The sequence below is a fragment of the Streptomyces sp. NPDC002776 genome (assembly GCF_053592195.1).
In genome coordinates this window covers 227,435-243,898 of sequence record NZ_JBSFVG010000013.1, presented here as the reverse complement: position 1 = coordinate 243,898, position 16,464 = coordinate 227,435, and the positions used below count along the sequence as shown (strand labels likewise).

At 72.9% G+C, this 16,464-nt stretch carries 13 protein-coding genes and 1 pseudogene; 9 read left to right on the top strand and 5 right to left on the bottom strand.

Annotated features, from left to right (window positions below; genetic code table 11):
• Positions 1-318 (bottom strand): annotated as a pseudogene (locus tag ACWD11_RS25745) (ABC transporter ATP-binding protein); the annotation flags it as partial.
• Positions 319-381: 63 nt separating this feature from the next.
• On the opposite strand from ACWD11_RS25745, the gene ACWD11_RS25740 reads away from it, so the two are divergent.
• The 3 genes from ACWD11_RS25740 (at position 382) to ACWD11_RS25730 (ending at position 3,884) form a co-directional block, all read left to right on the top strand.
• On the top strand, positions 382-1,431 hold the full coding sequence (locus tag ACWD11_RS25740) for a lysylphosphatidylglycerol synthase transmembrane domain-containing protein (RefSeq protein ID WP_389419001.1): 1,050 nt from the start codon (positions 382-384) through the stop codon (positions 1,429-1,431).
• 71 nt (positions 1,432-1,502) lie between these two features.
• On the top strand, positions 1,503-2,267 hold the full coding sequence (locus ACWD11_RS25735) for a crotonase/enoyl-CoA hydratase family protein (RefSeq protein WP_389419002.1): 765 nt from the start codon (positions 1,503-1,505) through the stop codon (positions 2,265-2,267).
• Positions 2,268-2,771: 504 nt separating this feature from the next.
• Complete coding sequence (locus ACWD11_RS25730) at positions 2,772-3,884, top strand: mechanosensitive ion channel family protein (protein ID WP_451285767.1); 1,113 nt, start codon at positions 2,772-2,774, stop codon at positions 3,882-3,884.
• A gap of 47 nt (positions 3,885-3,931) precedes the next feature.
• On the opposite strand, the gene ACWD11_RS25725 is transcribed toward ACWD11_RS25730, so the two are convergent.
• Positions 3,932-5,467, bottom strand: a complete 1,536-nt coding sequence (locus ACWD11_RS25725; protein ID WP_451285765.1) for a M1 family metallopeptidase — start codon at positions 5,465-5,467, stop codon at positions 3,932-3,934.
• Between the two features lie 242 nt (positions 5,468-5,709).
• Between ACWD11_RS25725 and ACWD11_RS25720 the strand changes: the two genes are divergently transcribed.
• The 5 genes from ACWD11_RS25720 to ACWD11_RS25700 all read left to right on the top strand — a co-directional run bounded on the left by ACWD11_RS25720 (position 5,710) and on the right by ACWD11_RS25700 (position 11,179).
• Positions 5,710-7,929 (top strand): NADP-dependent isocitrate dehydrogenase, encoded by a 2,220-nt coding sequence (locus tag ACWD11_RS25720; protein WP_389419005.1) that lies wholly within the window; start codon positions 5,710-5,712, stop codon positions 7,927-7,929.
• Positions 7,930-8,102: 173 nt separating this feature from the next.
• On the top strand, positions 8,103-8,444 hold the full coding sequence (locus ACWD11_RS25715) for a twin-arginine translocation signal domain-containing protein (RefSeq protein WP_389419006.1): 342 nt from the start codon (positions 8,103-8,105) through the stop codon (positions 8,442-8,444).
• A gap of 155 nt (positions 8,445-8,599) precedes the next feature.
• On the top strand, positions 8,600-9,112 hold the full coding sequence (locus ACWD11_RS25710; protein ID WP_389419214.1) for a DinB family protein: 513 nt from the start codon (positions 8,600-8,602) through the stop codon (positions 9,110-9,112).
• Between the two features lie 6 nt (positions 9,113-9,118).
• A complete protein-coding gene (locus ACWD11_RS25705; protein ID WP_389419007.1) occupies positions 9,119-9,901 on the top strand; it encodes an N-formylglutamate amidohydrolase in 783 nt (260 codons plus the stop codon).
• A 57-nt stretch (positions 9,902-9,958) separates the two neighbouring features.
• The gene (locus tag ACWD11_RS25700) at positions 9,959-11,179 is read left to right on the top strand and encodes a cytochrome P450 (protein WP_389419008.1); all 1,221 of its coding nucleotides are present in this window, start codon (positions 9,959-9,961) and stop codon (positions 11,177-11,179) included.
• 1 nt (position 11,180) lies between these two features.
• Here ACWD11_RS25700 and ACWD11_RS25695 read toward each other — a convergent pair whose 3' ends face one another.
• The 3 genes from ACWD11_RS25695 to ACWD11_RS25685 are packed head-to-tail and all read right to left on the bottom strand — an operon-like array spanning position 11,181 to position 13,734.
• Positions 11,181-11,648: a hypothetical protein gene (locus ACWD11_RS25695; protein ID WP_389419215.1), complete on the bottom strand. Its 468-nt coding sequence runs from the start codon at positions 11,646-11,648 to the stop codon at positions 11,181-11,183.
• Between the two features lie 11 nt (positions 11,649-11,659).
• Entirely contained in the window at positions 11,660-12,298 is a 639-nt protein-coding gene (locus ACWD11_RS25690) for an RNA polymerase sigma factor (RefSeq protein ID WP_389419009.1), read from the bottom strand.
• Complete coding sequence (locus ACWD11_RS25685) at positions 12,295-13,734, bottom strand: S8/S53 family peptidase (RefSeq protein ID WP_389419010.1); 1,440 nt, start codon at positions 13,732-13,734, stop codon at positions 12,295-12,297. Before ACWD11_RS25685 ends, ACWD11_RS25690 begins: the two co-directional genes overlap by 4 nt.
• A 109-nt stretch (positions 13,735-13,843) precedes the next feature.
• Between ACWD11_RS25685 and ACWD11_RS25680 the strand changes: the two genes are divergently transcribed.
• Entirely contained in the window at positions 13,844-16,450 is a 2,607-nt protein-coding gene (locus ACWD11_RS25680) for a CHAT domain-containing protein (RefSeq protein WP_389419011.1), read from the top strand.
• Positions 16,451-16,464: the final 14 nt, after the last annotated feature.

The window sequence follows — 16,464 nt, the reverse complement described above, 5'->3', positions numbered from 1 at the left end:
GCCACGAGCTGGCAGCAGCCTGATAGCCACACCCGGCACCCCTGGGCGATCCAACCCTACGAATGGCTCGATCAACCCGATCAAGAAGGTAGAGCCGCCTGACACGATCGTGTCGACGACCTGTCCCGCCAGGACGGGCGTCGCCACCGCGAGGAGCGCGGTGGCCACCCCGAGCGCGACGAACCGCGCGATGCGCGCGCGGTGGGGGCGGGCGAACGCGCCGATGCGGCGGAGCGTGTCGCGCGCGAACGGGCGGCGCTCGTGCTCGGCGTTCATGACGGTGTGCAGCTGTGTCCACGCTGTGGTCTCCATGCTCATGGGGGAGAACGTAGAACCTCGACCTTCCTTGAGGTCAAGGCGCCGACCGGGCCGGGGGTCCCGATGACCGGACGTAAGCCGGAAGCCCTGTTTCCGCAACCCGCAGTTGGCGCGGCGCGGAGAACCTCTCCGACTGTGACAGCGGTACAGCTTTCCGACCCGCCCCCGGGACGACTCCCCCGACGCGTCCCCGTCCGGCAGATCCTGTGTCTGCTTCCGCTCGTGCTGGTCGCGGTGGTGGCGGTGCGGCACCGTGCCGTGCTCACCGAGGGCTTCGCGCAGCTGGGCACCGCCGAGTGGCCCTGGCTGCTGGCGGCGGCCGGGGCCACCTGCCTGACCTGGGTGGCCGCGGCGTGCTGCCGGCAGGGCGCCGTGGTCGAACGGCTGCCCTCGGCGCGGCTGCTCGCCACGCAGTTCGCGGCGGGCGCCGCCAACCATCTGCTGCCGACCGGCCTCGGCGCGAGCGCGGTCAACCTGCGGTTCATGACCGTGTGCGGGCTGCCGCTCGCCCGCTCCTCGGCGGCCCTCGCGCTGTATCTCCTCGCCGAGTCCATCGGCCGGCTCGCCCTGCTGGCGGCGCTGCTGCTGGCCTTCCCCGACGCGCTGCGGCTCGGCAGTCTGCTGCCGGAGGGGACGGCGGTGGGCCCGCTGCTCCTCGCGGTAGCGGCGGCGGTCCTGCTGACGGCGGGCGTCCTGGCGCTGATCCGCCGGGTCCGCACGACCGTGGCCTCCTTCCTGCGCACCGCGCTCGGCGAGGCCCGCTCGGTGCACTCCCGCGCCTCCCGGGCGCTGGCGCTGTGGGGCGGGGCGTTCGCGTTCCCGGCCCTCCAGGCGGCCGGATTGGTCGCGGTGGGCGAGGCGCTGGGCCTCGACGTGCCGCCGCTGCACGTGGCGGTCGCCTATCTCGCGGCGACGGTCGCGGTCGCGCTGATCCCCACGCCGGGCGGGCTCGGTTCGGTCGAGGCGGCGCTGATCGTGGCGCTGGTGGCGGCTGGCGGCCCGGCGGCGGTGGCCACGGCGGTGGTGCTGGCGTACCGGATCATCACGGTGTGGCTGCCGATGCTGCCGGGGGCGCTGACGCTGGGGGCGCTGGTGCGCTGGAAGGTGATCTGACAGCCGCCGTGGGGCGGGGCCTTCCCCGTGCGAGACTCCCGTGGTCGTCGCCCACCGAAGGGGATTTCGCCATGCCCGTCCGCGTCGAACGCCAGGGACCCGTCACCACGGTCGTCCTGTCCCGCCCCGAGGCCCGCAACGCCGTGGACGGCCCGACGGCCGCCGAACTCGCGCACGCCTTCCGGGAGTTCGAGGCGGACGAGGAGGCGCGGGTGGCGGTTCTGTGGGGTGCGGGCGGGACGTTCTGCGCGGGCGCGGACCTCAAGGCCCTCGGTACCGAGCGCGGCAACCAGGTCACCGAGGACGGCGACGGCCCGATGGGCCCGACCCGGATGCGGCTGTCCAAGCCGGTGATCGCGGCGGTCGCCGGGTACGCCGTGGCCGGGGGCCTGGAGCTGGCGCTCTGGTGCGATCTGCGGGTCGCCGAGGAGGACGCCGTCTTCGGCGTGTTCTGCCGCCGCTGGGGTGTCCCCCTGATCGACGGCGGCACGGTACGGCTGCCCCGGCTGATCGGCACGAGCCGCGCCCTGGACATGATCTTGACAGGGCGGCCGGTGGCGGCCCCGGAGGCGTACGGGATGGGGCTGGTCAACCGGGTGGTCCCCCCGGGCACGGCTCGCGCGCGGGCCGAGGCCCTGGCCGCCACGATCGCCGCCTTCCCCCAGGCCTGCCTGCGCGCCGACCGCGCCTCCGTCCTCGACCAGGAGGGCCTGGACGAGGAGGCCGCGCTGCGCTCGGAACTGCGGCACGGTGCGGGGGTGTTGACGGAGAGCCTGGAGGGAGCGGCACGGTTCGCCTCGGGGGCGGGACGGCATGGGGCGTTCGGGGACCTGTAGGACCGGAGCGGTCGGGTGCCCTGCGGGCCCGGAGCGATCGGGGCCTGCGGGACCGGAGCGATCGGGGATCGGCGGGACCGGAGCGATCGGGGATCGGCGGGACCGTAGCAGTGGGGCGCCAGCGGGCCTACAGCAGCCGGAGACCTGCGGCACCCGAAGCGGCCGGGCCTATGGGCCCGGAGCGATCGGGGACCTGCAAACCTGAAGCGGGCGGAGACCAGTCGTCCCGGAGCGTTCGGCGGCCGGCCGGGCCGTAGCGTACGCAGGCGCGTCGCCCGGGTCCGTCCGCGCTCCGCCCGATGCGGCACCCCGCCCTTCGCGCAGGTGGCCGAAGGCCCCGCACCTGGTGCGAACTGCTGTGCGGGATACGGCAGGATGAGCCGTCGTGCCCGAACGGCACGCGACCGTACCGCCCGGAAATCGAGCAGGGGACAACGTGACGAAACTTCACATCCGGCCGTCGGCGGAGCATGTCGCCGCCGCTTCTTTCACCGGAGGTGACCGGTGAAGCGGGATCTCACCATGGACGACCTGGTCATCGCCGGAATCGCGGTGGCGGCGGGCCTGTTGGCGGCGTTTCTGCTCCGGATGCTGATGCGCTGGCTGGGCAAGCACGCCGACCGGACCCGGTGGAGCGGCGACGACCTCATCGTGGACGTGCTGCGGAACGTGGTGCCGTGGGCGGCGTTCCTCGGCGGCGCGGCCTCCGCGGGCGCGGCGCTGCCGCTGACCAAGACGGTCCAGCACCACGTCAACCAGACCCTGACCGTGCTGCTGATCTTCATGGTGACGCTGGCGGTGGCCCGCGGGATCGCCGGGCTGATGCGGACGGTCACCCAGTCCCGGCCCGGTGTCGCCGGTTCGGCCACCATCTTCGTCAACATCACCCGGATCCTGGTCCTCTCCATCGGCTTCCTGGTGGTGCTCCAGACCCTGGGCATCTCCATAGCGCCCATGCTCACCGCCCTGGGCGTCGGCGGTCTGGCGGTGGCGCTCGCCCTTCAGGACACGCTCGCCAACCTCTTCGCGGGCATCCACATCCTCGCCTCCAAGACCGTCCAGCCCGGTGACTACATCCGGCTGAGCAGCGGCGAGGAGGGCTATGTCGAGGACATCAACTGGCGCCAGACGACGGTCCGCAACCTGTCCAACAACCTGGTCGTGATCCCCAACGGGCAGCTCGCGAAGACGAACATGACCAACTTCATGCGTCCCGAGCAGGAGTTGACGATCCTGATGCAGGTCGGCGTCTCCTACGACAGCGATCTGGAGCACGTCGAGCGGGTGACCAACGAGGTCATCGCCGAGGTGATGACCGAGGTCGAGGGCGCGCTGCCGGACCACGAGCCGATCATCCGCTTCCACACCTTCGGCGACTCCCGGATCGGCTTCACCGTCATCCTGGGCGTCGGCGAGTTCAGCGACCAGTACCGGATCAAGCACGAGTTCATCAAGCGCCTGCACAAGCGCTACCAGCGGGAGGGCATCCGCATCCCGGCACCCACCCGGACGGTGGCGATCCAGCAGGGGTCGGTGGCGATACCGCAGCAGCGCGGCAGGGAGCAGCACGGCGCGGAGCACGAGCCGGGCGACATCCCTTCCGCCCGGCTCGACTGACCCCCGCTCACCGGCCCCTGCTCACCGACCCCCGCCCGACCGGCCCCTCAGAGAGTGGCCGAGTTGTCGTGGTGGCCGCTCCGCCGCTTGCGCGGGGCGGCCGGGGCCGACGCCACCGGGTTGACCGTCCAGTCCGGGTGCCCCGGCATCCGCGGGGTCTTCGTGCCGTAGAGCCAGTCCCGCAGGAAGCCCGACAGGTCCTGCCCGGACACCTCGGAGGCGACGGCGATGTAGTCCTCGGTCGTCGCCGACGCGTTGCGGTAGCGCTCCAGGAAGGCGCGCTCCAACGCGTTGAAGGCGTCCTCGCCGACGGCCTGCCGCAGGGCGTACAGGACGAGGACGCCGCCCAGGTAACGCTGGGAGTCGAAGAGGTTGGCGGCGTTGGGCGCGGCCACCGGACCGGACGTGGCGCGCCACTGGTCACCCTTGGCGTAGGTGTCCTTCATCCGCGCTTCCATGGTGGTCATGCCGAGCGAGTCCGGCCAGCCGCGCTCGTAGCGGTACAGCAGCCCGTAGAAGTCGGCGTGTCCCTCGTTCATCCACAGGTCGGACCAGGCGGCGGGGGAGACGCTGTTGCCGAAGTAGGAGTGGACCAGCTCGTGCATCATGTGCGAGCCGATCTTCGACTCCTCCTGGAGGAGGTACTTCGGCCGGTAGATGGTGAGCGTCTGGGTCTCCAGGCCGGTGAAGCCGAAGGGCTCCGCGAGGTCGGAGTTGCAGGGCAGCAGGCCGTACGTCTCGAAGGGGTAGGCGCCCAGGCGCCGCTCGACCCACTCGACCAGGGCCGGGGTGAGCGCCAGCGCGGGCTCCAGGGCGGCGGCCCGCGCGGTGGGCACGACGTCCCGCAGGGGCAGCCCGTGCGGGCCCTGCCGGTCCTTGATGACGTAGTCGCCGACGGTGATCTGCACGACCTCGGTGGCGATCGGCGAGCGGGAGCGGTAGGTGTACGCGGTCCGGTCGCCGGCCAGCTGCTCGGTGCGCACGAGGTGTCCGCTCGCCACCCCGCGCAGGCCAGCGGGGACGGTGAGACGGAAGGTGAAGTCGGCCTTGTCGACCGGGTGGTCGTTGCAGGGGAAGACGGTGTGCGCGGAGTCCGGCTGGCAGGCCACCGCGAACCCGTCCGGGGTGGGGACCCAGCCGGTGTGCGGCAGGCTGCGGCGCGGGTCGGCGGCGTACTCCACGCAGACGGTGACCGATGCCTTCTTCGGCAGGGTCGCGGCCGGGGTGATCCGCAGCTTCTCCCCCGCCTGCTCGAAGGTCGCGGCGCGCCCGCCGACCCGGACGGAGCGGATGTCCAGGCCGAGGGCGTCCAGGGAGAACCGGGTCAGGGCCTGGGTGGTGCGGATGCGCAGGGTGGCGGTGGCGTCGACGAGCCGGGTCGTCGCGTCGTAGGCGAGATCGAGGTGGTACGCCGAGACGCGGTACCCGTCGTTGCCGAGGGCCGGGTAGACGGGGTCGCCGAGGGTCTCGGGGCCCGGGGTGCCGCTCCGGCCCCCGGCGGCGTGGGCCGGGGGTGCGAGGCTCAGCGCGGCGGCCGTGCCTATGAGGGCGGCCGGGGCTGTCACTCTGGTGCGATTTCTCATGCTCTGCCTTCGCTCGGGTGGCCGGGTGGTCAGGTCCGGCCATCGCCTCGGATGAGTGATCCACCTGCATGACCGCAGGAACGGCCGTGGAGGTTGCACTTCCGGCGAAACTTCTCTCCCCCGTCGCACACGCGTACGCGCGCCCCCGCCCTCACACGCGTGTGCGGACCCCTGTCGAGTCGAGGGCGATCACGAGATATCTTGATGTCGAGCAATGTTGCAGACGTGGAGCGGAGCACCCGGTGACTGACTCGACCATCATCTATACGCACACTGACGAGGCCCCGGCCCTGGCGACGTATTCCTTCCTGCCGGTGGTCCGGGCATACGCCTCGCAGGCGGGTGTCGCCGTGGAGACGCGCGACATCTCGCTGGCCGGCCGCATCATCGCGGTGTTCCCGGAGTACCTCACCGAGGACCAGCGCATCCCGGACGCCCTGGCCGAGCTCGGTGAGCTCGCGAAGACGCCCGAGGCCAACATCATCAAGCTGCCGAACATCTCGGCGTCCATCCCCCAGCTGAAGGCGGCTGTCGCCGAGCTCCAGAGCCAGGGCTACGCGCTGCCGAACTACCCGGACGACCCGAAGACCGACGAGGAGCGGGACATCCAGGCCCGTTACGACAAGGTCAAGGGCTCCGCCGTGAACCCGGTCCTGCGCGAGGGCAACTCCGACCGGCGCGCCCCCGCCTCGGTCAAGAACTACGCCAAGAACCACCCGCACCGCATGGGCGCCTGGACCGCCGAGTCCAAGACGAACGTGGCGACGATGGGGGTCGACGACTTCCGTTCCACCGAGAAGTCGGCCGTGATCTCCGAGGCCGGTTCGCTGCGGATCGAGCTCAAGGGCGACGACGGCTCCACCACCGTGCTGCGCGAGTCGGTACCGGTCACCGCGGGCGAGGTCGTCGACGCCTCCGTGATGCGCGTCGCCGCGCTGCGCGAGTTCCTGACCGCGCAGGTCGCCAAGGCCAAGGCGGAGGGCGTGCTGTTCTCCGTGCACCTGAAGGCCACGATGATGAAGGTCTCCGACCCGATCATCTTCGGCCACGTCGTGCGCGCCTTCTTCCCCAAGACGTTCGCCCGGTACGGCGAGCAGCTCGCCGCCGCCGGTCTGACCCCGAACGACGGCCTCGGCGGCATCTACAAGGGCCTGGAGGCGCTGCCCGAGGGCGCCGAGATCAAGGCGTCCTTCGACGCGGAGCTGGCCGACGGCCCGGCCCTGGCGATGGTCGACTCCGACAAGGGCATCACCAACCTGCACGTCCCGTCCGACGTCATCGTCGACGCCTCGATGCCGGCCATGATCCGCACCTCCGGCCACATGTGGGGCCCGGACGGCCAGGAGGCCGACACCCTCGCGGTGCTGCCGGACTCGTCGTACTCCGGTGTCTACCAGGCCGTGATCGACGACTGCCGCGCCAACGGCGCCTACGACCCGTCGACGATGGGCTCGGTCCCGAACGTCGGCCTCATGGCGCAGAAGGCCGAGGAGTACGGCTCCCACGACAAGACCTTCGAGATCCCGGTGACCGGCACGGTGCGCCTCGTCGACCAGGACGGCGAGGTCGTCATCGAGCAGGCGGTCTCCGCGGGCGACATCTTCCGCGCCTGCCAGACCAAGGACGCGCCGATCAAGGACTGGGTGAAGCTGGCCGTCACCCGGGCCCGCGCCACCGGCGACCCGGCCGTCTTCTGGCTGGACGAGACCCGCGCGCACGACGCCAACCTGATCGCCAAGGTCAACGCCTACCTGCCGGAGCACGACACCGAGGGCCTGGACATCCGCATCCTGCCGCCGGTGGAGGCCACCAAGCTGTCGGTGGAGCGCATCCGCCGCGGCGAGAACACCATCTCGGTCACCGGCAACGTGCTGCGTGACTACCTCACCGACCTCTTCCCCATCCTGGAGCTGGGCACCAGCGCCAAGATGCTGTCGGTCGTCCCGCTGATGGCGGGCGGCGGTCTGTTCGAGACGGGCGCCGGCGGCAGCGCGCCCAAGCACGTCCAGCAGCTGGTCAAGGAGAACTACCTGCGCTGGGACTCGCTCGGTGAGTTCTTCGCCCTGGTGCCGTCCCTGGAGCACTACGCGAAGACCACGGGCAACGCCCGCGCGCAGGTCCTCGCCGACACCCTCGACCGCGCCACGGCGACCTTCCTCAACGAGGACAAGTCCCCGACCCGTCGCGTCGGCGGCATCGACAACCGCGGCAGCCACTTCTACCTGTCCCTGTACTGGGCGCAGGAGCTGGCCCGGCAGACCGACGACGCCGAGCTGGCGAAGGCCTTCGCGCCGCTCGCCGAGACGCTCACGACGAACGAGCAGAAGATCGTCGAGGAGCTGAACGCGGTGCAGGGCTCCCCGGCCGAGATCGGCGGCTACTACCAGCCCGACCCGGCGAAGGCGGCGGCGGTCATGCGTCCGTCGGCCACCTGGAACGAGGTGCTGGCGTCCCTGAGCTGACGCAGGCGCTGCCTGTGCGGAGGGCCGGCACCGTTCTGGTGCCGGCCCTTCGTGCTGTTCCCTTCGCGCCGTTACCGGATGATCTCGTTCAGCCCCGCACCCCCATCGATCATGCTTACGATCGGGCCCGCGGCCTCGGGAGACACCCGTACGGCCCGCGATGGAGGGGAACCTTGTCCAGCATTTCGAGACGATCCCTGATCGGCTACTCCGGTACGACGGCCGCGGGGGCGGTGCTCGGCACCGCGGCGTCGGCGCAGCCCGCCCAGGCGGCGGAGGCCGAGGCGACCGAGTTCGCCGCCGATACGTTCTTCAAGGGCCGGACGTACCGGACCATCGGCGACGACACGCACGCCGAGGTGGAGATCGAGTTCCGGGTGGCGAACCACGAGGTCCCGTCGGCCCTCGCCGTCACCCCCCTGGAGATCGCCGAGCTGCTCAGCGAACTCGCCGCCTCCCGCGGCTGGCCCCCGATCACCTTCTACGGCACTCCCGCACCCGCACCGCTGAACTGACGCGGCACCACGCGGTCGGGGGGCGGGCCCGCACGGCATCTCGGGGCCCGCCCCCGGAAAACCGCTTGCGCGCCGGGCGTCCGGCTCCGCATCGTGAGCCCGTGAGCGACGACGACGTACCCCAGCGATGGACCCGGGCCAGTGTCTACCCCGACATGTGGGCGGACCCCGACCAGGACCCTCGCGACAACGAGGGGCCCGGCCCGGAAGGCGAGTCGGCGACGTACCGGAGTGTGCTGCGGGACTTCCGGCTGACCCTGGAGATGAAGTGCCAGGGGCTGGACCCTGAGCAGCTGGCGCGCCGCTCGGTGCCGCCGTCGACGATGTCCCTGCTGGGGCTGGTCCGCCATCTCGCCGAGGTCGAGCGGGACTGGCGCGGCTGGATCGTGCCGGAGGGACCGGAACCGAAGCTCTACGGGGCCCGGGACGCCGACTTCGACGGTGCCGCCGCGGAACAGGCGCTGGTGGAGGGTGCGTTCGCCGACCTCGCCCGCGAACAGGCGGCGACCGACGCGGTCTTCGACGAGTACCCCGACCTGGCCACCCGGGTGGGCAAGGACCACAACTCCGTACGCGAACTGTGGGTGCACCGCATCGAGGAATACGCCCGTCACTGCGGTCACGCGGACCTGCTGCGCGAGTGCGTCGACGGACGGGTGGGACAGTAGGGCCGCATGAACTTCTCGCTCACCCCGGGTGCCGGGCACTCCCCCGTGATCCTGCACGTCCCGCACTCGGCGCGGGAGATACCGCAGGACGTGCGGGCCGGCATCGTGCTGGACGACTCGGCGCTCCAGCGGGAGCTCGACCACATCACCGACGCGCACACCGCGCGGATCGCCGGGGAGGCGGCCGGTGCCTGTGCGCCGAGGCCCTGGGTGTTCGCCAACCGGCTGTCCCGGCTCGTCGTCGACCCCGAGCGGTTCCCCGACGAGCGGGAGGAGATGCTCGCCGCCGGCATGGGCGCCGTGTACACGCGGACCACCCACCAGGACGTGCTGCGCGAGGAGGACGGCGATCACGAGCCGCTGCTCGCGCGGTACTTCCGGCCCTACGCGCGGGCCATGAGCGACGCCGTGGCCGGGCGGCTGGCCGCCACCGGGCGGGCCGTGATCGTCGATGTGCACTCCTATCCGAGCGCCCCGCTCCCCTACGAACTGCACGGCGACGGGCCCCGCCCGGCGGTCTGCCTCGGTACCGACTCCTTCCACACGCCGCCGGGGCTGCTCGCCGCGGCCCGCGAGGCCTTCGCGGAGTGCGGGGACGTCGGCCTGGACAGCCCGTTCAGCGGGACGTACGTGCCCCTGGAGTTCTACCGAACCGATCCGCGGGTGAGTGCGCTGATGGTGGAGATCCGGCGGGACACCTACATGACCGAGCCGGGCGGGGCCGCCGGGGCGGGGCTCACCCGGATCGCCTCCGCGCTCGCGCGGCTCGTGGCCGCCCTGCCCGGCTGACCACCGCCTGGAGCACTCCCGGGCGACAGCCGGGCGCACGGGGATGAGGGTGGGGACATGACTGAGGAGACCACCACGCTCACCGGCCAGGCCCCGCCCCCGGTCCGGGACTGGCCGCCGCTGGAACTCGACGGCACCGACTTCGACCCGGTGCTCGCCGACCTCATGCGGGAGGGCCCGCTCACCCGCATCCGGTTGCCGCACGGCGCGGGCTGGGCGTGGCTGGCCACCCGCTACGACGACGTGAAGGCCATCACCAACGACCCCCGGTTCGGCCGGGCCGAGGTCACCACCCGCCAGGTGACCCGGATGGCCCCGCACTTCAAGCCCCGCCCGGGCTCGCTCGCCTTCGCCGACCAGCCCGACCACAACCGGCTGCGCAAGCCGGTCGCCGGCGCCTTCACCGTCAGCGCGATGAAGCGGCTGCGCCCCCGCGCCCAGCGGATCCTGGACACGCTGGTCGACGCGGTCGTCCAGGACGGACCCCCCGCCGACCTCGTCGAACGGGTCCTGGAGCCCTTCCCGCTCGCCGTGGTCAGCGAGGTGATGGGCGTGCCCGCCGCCGACCGGGCGCGGGTGCACGCCTGGACCCGGCGGATCATCTCCACCACCGGCGCCGAGGACGCGGAGCAGGCCAAGAACGGCCTGTACGGGTGGATCACCGAGACCGTCCGGGCCCGTGCGCACAGCAGCGGCGACGACGTGTACTCGCTGCTCGGCTCCGCCGTACAGCGCGGGGAGATCAGCGAGACCGAGGCGGTCGGGCTCGCCGGGCCGCTGCAGATCGGCGGCGAGGCCGTCACCCACAACTGCGGGCAGATGCTGTACCTGCTGCTCACCCGCCCCGAGCTGATGGAGCGGATGCGCGCCCGACCCGAGGAGCGCGGTGCCGTCCTGGACGAGCTGCTGCGCTTCATCCCGCACCGCAGCAGCGTGGGCCTGGCCCGGATCGCCCTGGAGGACGTCGAGCTGCACGGCCTGCGCATCCGGGCCGGCGACCCGGTGTACGTCTCCTACCTGGCCGCCAACCGCGATCCCGAGGTCTTCCCCGAGCCGGACCGCATCGACCCGGACCGCGCGGCGAGCCCGCACCTGGCCTTCGGCAACGGCCCGCACTTCTGCACGGGCGCGGTGCTCGCCCGCCTGCAGACCGAACTGCTGGTCGACACCCTGCTGGACCGGCTGCCGGGACTGCGGCTCGCGGTGGCGCCCGACCGGGTCGTCTGGCGCCGCAGGACCATGATCCGTGGTCCGCAGTCCCTGCCCTGCGTCTGGTGAGTCAGGCGCGCAGCCACTCCGTGACGACCACGGCACCGCCGGTCCGCAGCCGCAGCGCGAACGGGCCGGCGGGCGGGGCGTCGCCGGTGAAGCGGCCCATGGTGTCCGCCGTGAGGGGTGCCGCCGACTGCGGGCCGCTGAGCACCTCGATCCGGGCCGGCTGGGGCGGCAGCACCTGCCCCATCAGGCCCTGCGCGGTCACCTCGACGTCGACGGTGACCTCGCCCGCCCGGAAGGTGAGCATCCGCGGTACGTCCGTGGCGCCCCGGACCGGGATGGCGTCCACCACCGAGTCGAAGGTCAGCTCGGCGATCCGGGCGTCGAGGTCGTGCAGCGCGTAGGCGTCGACGGCGATCCGGCTCAGCTCGGCCGGAACCGGGTCCAGGATGGCGGCGGCCCGCCTCAGCTCCTCCTCCAGCAGGGCGCTGTCGAAGCCGGCGTCGTCGAACTCTCCGAACTCGTCGTTCATGTCGTCGTCGTTCACAGTGCTCCCCGTGCGTCGAGTCGGGCCCGCAGGCGGCGCAGACAGCGCTGGCGCAGCGGTCCGATGCTGCCCACGGCGATGCCCAGCGCGGCGGACACCTCCTGATAGCTGGGCGGCGGTGTGGACATCAGCACCCGCAGCAACTGGCGGCAGCGGTCGCCGAGTTCCTCGAACTCCTGCCACAGCCGGCGCACGCGCTCGCTCTGGGCGGCCGCCTCCTCGGAGTCCAGCAGCGACTCCTCGGGCGTACGGTCCTCGCTGACCCGGTCCAGCACGTGCGGGTCGTCCGTCGGCGTCAGCCGCCGCAGGCTCTTCAGGACCTTCAGGCTCTCGTGCCGGGCGGTACTGGCCAGCCAGGACCCGGCCTTCTCCGGTTCCCGGATGCGGCCCAGGTGCTGGGCGAAACGGAACCAGGCGGTCTGGTACACCTCGTGCGCGTCGGCGTCGGAGAGCCGGTGGGCGCGCACCACCGACCACACCAGCGGACTCAGCCCTTCCACGAGCGCCTTCCAGGCCGCCGCGTCACCGTCGACGGCGGACTGGACGAGCGCGCCGGTTTCTGCACGATCCACGGCCCCACCCCTCGTGTACGGCAAGTCATCGTACGCCGCGGAGGGGACGGTTCCGACCCTCATGCCGGACGCGTGCGCGGGACGACGGGGACCGGACGCCAGGTGGGCGGGCGCAGCGCCGGCACATGCGACCCGCGCACCTCCGCGAACTCGGTGTTGGAGGCAAGCAGTTGGGTGCGGGCGACGCGCGGGTCGGTCTCCTTGTGCGCGCTCATGTGGGCGGCGACCATGCCGGCGACCACCGGGGTGGCGAACGAGGTGCCGCTCCAGTGCGCGAAGCCCTCGAACATCACCTGGTCCGGCTTGCCGGTGGCGGTCTCCGCCCGCTCCTCGCTCAACAGGCCGGTGTGGCGCGGCGACTGGCAGGTGCACACGTAGGCGAAGCCGTACCGGCAGGAGTCGTACGTGGAGTGCTGGTACACGTACGGGACCGGCACGTCGAAGCCGGTGAACGAGCTGGTGAGGCGCTCACCGGGGGCGTATGCCTTCACCCAGGCGCCGTGGTTGCTGAAGCAGGCCCCGTGCTCGCCGTCCCCGCGCAGCGCGCCGATCGACAGCACGGCGTCGGCGTAGGCGGGGAGGTCGGCGTAGGCCGCGGGCCAGAAGGGGGTGGCGCTGCCGTTGTTGCCCGCGGCGGCCACCAACAGGGTGCGCTGGGTGCGCAGTTCCTCCATGAAGGCGTCGAGGCCGAGCAGTCCGTCGGTCCGGCCGTTGGGGGTGCCGGCGGACAGGCTGAGGATGTCCGGCCAGCCGCCGCGGTCGACGGCCTCGAAGAGCTTGTCCCCGAACTCGGACTCCAGGATGGCTCCGGCGTCGTTGAGGGTGTTGCGGACGGTGATCTCGGTGTTGGGCGAGACGGCCGCGACGAGTCCGGCGATGAACGTGCCGTGTCCGACGTACTGCTGGAGGATCCCGTCGTCGTCGCACTCCTTGATCTGGAGGTCGCCGTCGGTGTGCGCGAGGAGGGGGTAGGAGCGGTAGTCCTTCATCAGGCCGGTGTCGATGACGAGGACGCCGACGGCGGTGTCCGCGTCGTACGTCCCCTCGGCGGGCGCGGGGTTGGGAGTCTCGGTGAGCGGGGCCGGTACCGGTTCGTCGCCGGGGCAGGCGTTCACGGCGATGGACACCACATGGTTGCGGCTGACCAGCCGGCGCCCTGCCCGGCCCTCCGCGGACCGCAGCGCCCGCAGCGCCCCCGCGACGGCCCGGTCGCCGCGCAGGTCGCCCTGACCGGGGTCGCCGACCTGGATCCGGGTGATGCCGGACCGGTTGGACTGCGGGCTCGCCCGGCGCACGTGGTCGGCGGTGAGACCGGCGAACGACGTGAAGTGCTCGCGCACGGCGTCCTCGACGACGCGCGCCTCCTCGCCGTCCCGGGCCAGCACGACGCCCTTCTCGTAGAGGAACTCGGCGGAGTCGTCGGGACCCATCGCCAGGGGGACGTCGGGCATGGAGCGCTGGATCTGATCGAACTGTTCGGTGAATCGCTGTGGTGCCATGGCGTGTCCTCCCGCTGAGGCGACGGTCGTCAGTCAGAGCCCCGCAGCCGTCGATTGATACAGCGCCGGCCCTGTGTGGGCGGCGGAGGGGAGCACTACTATCCGTAAAGTGACAGCGGGAAGCGAGTCGGTTCTCGAACTGCTGCCGAAGGTGTTCGCCGCACCCGGCGAGGCTCTGGCGGAGGCGGAAGAGGTACTCGGCGCCGATCCCTCGCCGCTGCACGCCTCCGTCGCCCATCAGGTGATCGGCATCTGGCAACGGGACTTCGGCGATCTGCGCCTCGCGCTGGCCCATCTGCGGCGGGCCCGCGACCTCGCGGCGCGCGCGGACTCCGCGGACCGGGAGGCGGACGTCCTGGGCACGCTCGGCGTGGCGCTGGTGCACGCGGGCCGCACCCGGCAGGGGCTCGCCGCGTTCGAGCGGGGGGTAGCCCGCGGCACGGGACACACCCGGGCGCGGGTGCTGTACCGGCGGGCGTACGTCTGGTGGGTGCTCGGGCATCACCGGGAGGCACTGGAGGACGTGCGGCGGGCGATCCCGGTGCTGCGGCAGGCGGACGACGTGATCTGGACGGCACGGGCGCTGACGCTGCGCGCCACGGTGCACTTGGCGCTCGGCGCGGTGGAGCGGGCGGACGCGGACTTCACGTCGGCCGAGGCGCTGTGGGAGACCACGGGCCAGGAGCACGACAAGGCGGACGCCGTGGAGAGCCGGGGGCTCGCCGCGTTCCGGTCCGGGGACATCCCGGCGGCGCTGCGGCTGCTGGACGAGGCCGAGGAGCGGTACGCCAAGCTCGGCACGCCGACGTTCATGCTCGACATCCGGCGCTGCGAGGTGCTGATGGCCGCGGGTCTCGCCCCGGAGGCGCTGGCCGAGGCGGACGCGGCGATCGGGGTGCTGGACGAGATCGGCGGACAGTCCACGCGCAAGGCGGAGTTGCTGCTCGTCGCCGCGCGGGCGGCCCGGCTGGCGGGCGATCCGCACACCGCCATCGCGCGCGCGGCCCTCGCGGTGCGGCTGTTCGCCGGGCAGCGGCGCACCTGGTGGGAGACGCACGCCCGGCTGGTGCTGATCGAGGCACGGCTGGTCACCGGGCGCGCCTCGGGGCGGCTGGTCGCGGACGCCGCCGCGGTCGCCGACCGGCTGGCCTCCTTCGGCGCCCCGGCCGCGCCCGAGGCATCCCTGCTCGCGGGCCGGATCGCGCTCGCGCTGGGCTGGCGGGCGGACGCCGAACGGCACTTGGGGACGGCCGCCCGCAGCAGGCGCGCGGGGCCGCCGCTGGCGCGGATGACGGGGTGGGCGGCGCAGGCGCTGCGGGCGCGGGCCGCGGGATCGGGGCGCGGGGTGCTGGAGGCGTGCCGGCGCGGTCTGGACGTGCTCGACGACCACCGTACGACGCTGGGCGCCTCGGAGCTCCGGGCGCGCGCCACCGCCCAGGGCGCCGAACTCGCCGCGCTGGCGCAGCGGGTGAGCCTGGACTCCGGGGGGCCGCGGCGGCTGCTGGTGTGGAGCGAGCGGTGGCGGGCGACGGTGCTGACCGCCCCGCCGACCCGGCCGCCCGCCGACCCCGCCCTGCAGAGCGGGCTCACCGCCTTCCGGGAGATCGCGGCCCGCGCGGAGGCCGCCCGCATGGAGGGCCGGCCGGTGCCCGCCCTGGAGCGCGAACAGCGCCGCCTGGAACGGGAGATACGCTCGCGGACCCTGCACATGCGCGGGGAGGCGCCCGGTGACGGGGACCGCTTCGACCCGGCGCGGCTGCTGGCCCGGCTGGGTGACGCCGTCCGGCTGGTCGCGCTGGTCGTGGTGGACGGGCGGGTGCAGGTGCTGCTGTGCGGGCAGGGGCGGGTGCGGCGCTACGAGGCGGGGCTGATCGCCGACGCGGAGACCGAGGCCGAGCATGTGCAGGCCGGGCTGCGGCGGTTGGCCCACCCGGGCGCCGAGGCGCGGCTTGCGGTGGTGGAGGCGGCGGGGCGACGGCTGGAGGAGCTGCTGCTGGGTCCGGCGGCACAGCACCTCGGCGACGGACCGGTGGTGGTCGTACCGCCGGGCCGGCTGCACCGGGTGCCGTGGTCGCTGCTGCCGTCGCTGCGCGAGCGGGTGGTCAGCGTGTCGCCGTCGGCGACCAGTTGGCTGCGGGCCCGGGAGACCGAGCCGCCGCCGGGCGGCCGTCAGGTGCTGGTGCGCGGTCCGGGCCTGGCCACCGGGGGCGCGGAGGTGCCCGAGCTGGCCGACCGGTACGGCACGGCGACGCTGCTGGAGGACGACGGGGCGAACGTGCCGCGGGTGCTCGGGGAGCTGGACGGGGCGGCGCTGGCGCACATCGCCGCGCACGGCGCCTTCCGGGCGGACAGCCCGCTCTTCTCCTCGCTGCGGATGGCGGACGGCCCGCTGATCGTGCACGACTTCGAACGCCTCGACCGCAGCCCCTACCGCATCATCCTCTCCTGCTGCGACACCGCCTGCTTCGCGTCGGTCGGCGCCGATGAACTCCTCGGCCTGGTCACCGCGTTGCTGCCGCTGGGCACGGCCGGGGTGGTGGCGTGCAGCGCCCCGGTCAACGACGCCGCGGTGGTCCCGCTGATGGTCGCCCTGCACAAGGGAGTGAGCTCGGGCCTCTCCCTGGCAGAGGCCCTCCGCGACGCCCGCGCCGCCCTTCCCGGCGACGCGGTGCACCGGGCGACGGGCTGGGCCTTCTCGGCCTTCGGAGCGGCCTGAGACCGTACCCCTTC